Source organism: Micromonospora sp. M51 (assembly GCF_018070305.1).
Lineage (GTDB): Bacteria > Actinomycetota > Actinomycetes > Mycobacteriales > Micromonosporaceae > Micromonospora > Micromonospora parva.
In genome coordinates this window covers 1-4,411 of record NZ_JAGPXZ010000530.1, presented here as the reverse complement: position 1 = coordinate 4,411, position 4,411 = coordinate 1, and the positions used below count along the sequence as shown (strand labels likewise).

At 70.8% G+C, this 4,411-nt stretch carries 3 protein-coding genes; all 3 read right to left on the bottom strand.

Annotated elements, in window-relative coordinates; genetic code table 11:
* Window positions 1-101: 101 nt before the first annotated feature.
* The gene (gene dnaJ / locus KBX53_RS23775) at window positions 102-1,283 is read right to left on the bottom strand and encodes a molecular chaperone DnaJ (protein ID WP_030332085.1); all 1,182 of its coding nucleotides are present in this window, start codon (window positions 1,281-1,283) and stop codon (window positions 102-104) included.
* Window positions 1,284-1,368: 85 nt separating this feature from the next.
* Window positions 1,369-2,127: a nucleotide exchange factor GrpE gene (grpE, locus tag KBX53_RS23770; protein ID WP_030332083.1), complete on the bottom strand. Its 759-nt coding sequence runs from the start codon at window positions 2,125-2,127 to the stop codon at window positions 1,369-1,371.
* Between the two features lie 48 nt (window positions 2,128-2,175).
* A complete protein-coding gene (gene dnaK, locus KBX53_RS23765; protein WP_030332082.1) occupies window positions 2,176-4,035 on the bottom strand; it encodes a molecular chaperone DnaK in 1,860 nt (619 codons plus the stop codon).
* Between the last annotated feature and the right edge of the window lie 376 nt (window positions 4,036-4,411).

The following is a 4,411-nucleotide window of genomic DNA, read 5'->3' as shown; positions in this document are numbered from 1 at the left end:
GCCTCCACCGAGATCATCAGCACCTTGGCCTCGTAGGCAGGGTCGCCCGAACCGAGGAACTCGCCCGACATCCCGCTCACCTCCGCGTCCCCTCCACCGGACTAACTGACTCGACGCACCCGTGCGTCGAGATGTTCCCGGGCCGCCGGCGGAGTCTGCTCGGCGAACGACTCCAGCGCCGTGCGCGCCTCGTCGGACAACCGGGCCGGCACCACCACGTCCAACGTCACCAGCAGGTCACCAGCCTGCCCATCACGGCGGACCACACCCTTGCCCCGGGCCCGCAGCACCCGCCCGCTCGGCGTCCCCGGCGGAACCCGCAGGGTCACCGCGCCGTCGAGCGTGGGCACCCGCAGGTCCGTGCCGAGCACGGCCTCCGCGAAGGTCACCGGAACGGTCAGCGTCAGGTCGTCTCCGGTACGCCCGAACAACTCGTCCGGCCGAACCTTGACGTGCACGAAGAGGTCACCGGCCGGACCGCCGCGCTCGCCCGGCTCGCCGCGCCCGGCCAGCCGGATGCGTTGACCGTCGGCCACACCGGCCGGGAAGCGCACGTTCATGGTGCGGGTCTTGGTGACACCGCCGCTGCCGTGGCACTCCGGGCACTTCTCCTCGACCACGGTGCCGACGCCCTGGCAGTTGCGGCACGGCTCGGAGAAGCTGAACGACCCCTGGTTGCGGGTGGTCACCCCGGCACCGTGGCAGACCGGGCAGGTCTGCGGCTGGGTGCCGGGCTTGGCCCCGTTGCCGTGGCAGGTGTCGCAGACCCCCGGCGCGCGCAGCGTCAGGGGCAGCGTCACCCCGCGCACCGCGTCGCCGAAGTCCAGCGCCACCTCGGTCTCCACGTCCCGGCCACGGGCCGGACCGCGGGGCGCGGCCTGCCCACCGGCCTGACCGCCGCTGAAGATCGAGCTGAACAGGTCCTGGAAGCCGGCGCCTCCGAAGCGGCGATCGCCGCCTCCGCCGCCACCGAACATGTCGGAGACGTCGAACGGCATGCCACCCGGCTGGCCACCACCCCGGGCGTTGCGCCGGAACGCGCCCGAGCCGAAGAGCGAGCGCATCTCGTCGTACTCGCGGCGGCGGCCGCTGTCCGACAGCACGTTGTACGCCTCGGACGCGGCCTTGAACCGCTCCTCGGCCTTCGGGTCGCCCGGGTTGTGGTCCGGGTGCGACTCCCGGGCCACCTTGCGGTACGCCTTCTTGATGTCATCCGCGGAGGCGGCCTTGTCCACGCCGAGCACGGCGTAGAAGTCCTTCTCGATCCAGTCCTTCGAACTCACCGGTCCACCTCCTTCCGACCCTGGTGGCCCGGCCGTCCCGCCCACCGCAGCGCGGGGGGCGGGACGGCCTGGTCACTGGCTGGCACTATTCCGGATCCGCGACCGCTACCAGCGCGGGGCGCAGCAGCCGCTCACCGAGCTGGTAGCCGCGTCGCATGACCTGCACGCAGGTCGGCTCGCTGACGTCGGCCGAGGTCTGGTGCGCGACCGCCTCGTGCCGGGTCGGGTCGAACGGGTCGCCCTGCTCGCCGAAGGCGTTCAGGCCGAACTTGCCCAGCGCGGTGGTGAGCTGTTCCGCCACCGTGCCGAACGGCCCGACCAGGTCGCCGTGTTCCCGGGCCCGGTCCAGGTCGTCCAGGATCGGCAGCAGCGCGGCCAGCACCGAGCCGGTCGCCTGCTCCTGCACGAGGCTGCGGTCACGGTCGACCCGCTTGCGGTAGTTGGCGTACTCCGCCGACACCCGCTGCAGGTCCCTGGTCCGCTCGTCGAGCTCGGCCCGGAGCGCCTCCAGCTCGGCACCGAGCGAGGTGCCCGTGCCGCCGCCGTCCACCGGCTGCGCCGGGGCGTCCACCACCGGCGGGCCGGACGGTTCCGGCCCGTCGGTGGCGTTGACCTCGACCTCGATCTCGTCGACCACGACCTCGGCGTCCTCGACCAGACCCTCGGCCGGCACGCCGGCCTCAGCGTCGGCGGCGGCGCCCTCCGGCTCGGCGGTGTCGACGAGCTTGCGGTTGTTACGGATGACGACCCGCTCCCCGTCGCCGGTGGTCTGCTCCGTGGGCGCGGAGCCACCCGGCGTCGACCCGGTCTCGCCCGGGTCGGCGGCTCGTGGCTTCTGCGTCATGCGGCTACCTCATCCCCTTCGCGGTGGACACGTGTCGGAGGCCGACGGTCACTTCTTGCCGTCCTCGTCCACGATTTCCGCGTCGACCACGTCGTCGGCGCCGCCGGCCTGCGCGCCGGTCGCGCCGGTCGCACCCGGGCCGGGCTCGCCACCCGGCTGCTGACCCTGCTCGGCCTGCTGCGAGTAGAGCAGCGAGCCGGCCTGCTGGGAGACCTGCGCCAGCTTCTCGTGCGCGGACTTGATCTTCTCGACATCCTGCCCGCCGAGGGCGCCGCGCAGCTCGCCGAGCGCCTCGTTGAGCTGCTCACGGTTCTCGCTGGGCAGCTTGTCGCCGCTCTCGGCGAGGAACTTCTCGGTCTGCCACTGCAGCGCCTCGGCCACGTTGCGGGTCTCGGCGTCGTCGCGGCGGCGCTTGTCCTCCTCCGCGTGCTCCTCGGCGTCCCGGCGCATCCGCTCGATGTCGTCCTTCGGCAGCGACGAGCCGCCGGTGATCGTCATCTTCTGTTCCTTGCCGGTGCCCAGGTCCTTGGCGTGCACGTTGACGATGCCGTTGGCGTCGATGTCGAAGGCGACCTCGATCTGCGGCACGCCGCGCGGCGCCGGCGGGAGGCCGGTCAGCTCGAAGGTGCCGAGCTTCTTGTTGTAGGCCGCGATCTCCCGCTCGCCCTGGAACACCTGGATCAGCACCGACGGCTGGTTGTCGTCAGCCGTGGTGAAGACCTCGGAGCGCTTGGTCGGGATGGTGGTGTTGCGCTCGATCAGCTTGGTGAAGATGCCGCCCTTGGTCTCGATGCCCAGGCTCAGCGGGGTCACGTCGAGCAGCAGGACGTCCTTGACCTCACCCTTGAGCACACCGGCCTGGAGGGCGGCGCCGACGGCGACGACCTCGTCCGGGTTGACGCCCTTGTTGGGGTCGCGGCCGGTGAGCTGCTTGACCAGGTCGGTCACGGCGGGCATCCGGGTCGAACCGCCGACCAGGATGACGTGCTCGACGTCAGAGATCTTGATCCCGGCGTCCTTCACGGCCTGCTCGAACGGGCCCTTGCAACGGTCCAGCAGGTCCTGCGTCATCCGCTGGAACTCAGCGCGGCTGAGCGTCACGTCCAGGTGCAGCGGGCCGGCCGCGCCAGCGGTGATGTACGGCAGGTTGATGTTGGTGGTGGTGGCGGCGGACAGCTCGATCTTGGCCTTCTCGGCGGCCTCACGGAGCCGCTGGAGGGCCATCTTGTCCTGGCCGAGGTCGATGCCGTGCTCACCACGGAACGTCTTGACCAGGTGGTCGATGATCCGCTGGTCCCAGTCGTCGCCGCCGAGGTGGTTGTCACCGCTGGTCGACTTGACCTCGATGACGCCCTCGGCCAGCTCCAGCAGCGACACGTCGAAGGTGCCGCCGCCGAGGTCGAAGACCAGGACGGTCTGCTCCTTGGAGCCCTTGTCCAGCCCGTACGCCAGGGCGGCCGCGGTCGGCTCGTTGACGATCCGCAGCACGTTGAAGCCGGCGATCTCACCGGCCTCCTTGGTGGCCTGCCGCTGGCTGTCGTTGAAGTAGGCCGGAACGGTGATCACCGCGTCGGTGATCTGCTCACCCAGGTACGCCTCGGCGTCCCGCTTGAGCTTCATCAGCGTCCGGGCGGAGATCTCCTGCGGGGTGTACTTCTTGCCGTCGATGTCGACGGACCAGTTCGTGCCGACCTCGCGCTTGACCGACCGGATCGTCCGGTCCGGGTTGGTCACCGCCTGGCGCTTGGCGACCTCACCGACGAGCACCTCGCCGTTGCGGGCGAACGCGACGATCGACGGAGTCGTCCGCGACCCCTCAGCGTTGGCGATGACGGTGGGTTCACCGCCCTCGAGAACGCTGACGCAGGAGTTCGTCGTGCCGAGGTCGATACCGACCGCACGTGCCATGTTCGCTTCCTCGCTTCGTAAGGTTGTGCAGGTGACGGGCGTCGCCCGTGGGCTGCTGGCGAGCACCGCCCGCAGCGGGCCCCACCACAAGTTGAGTGAACTTGACTCAATAGTGCCACGCGTTGGCCAATCGTCAAGTCGACTTGAGTCAACCCGACGCAACCCAGCCGTTATTACCGTCCGGTTGTCTTCCCTTGCATCGGTCGGGCACGCTTTAGCGGTGACGACGCACGGCGATCCCGCCACCCGTTCCGGTGCGCCCGCCGTCGCAGCCCGCACCGACCCGCCGGACGCCGCGGAGGAGCCGCCCGCCACCACCGGGGACGACAGCCTCCCCGGCGCACTGACGGGCCTCCGGGAGGCGATCGGCGCGACC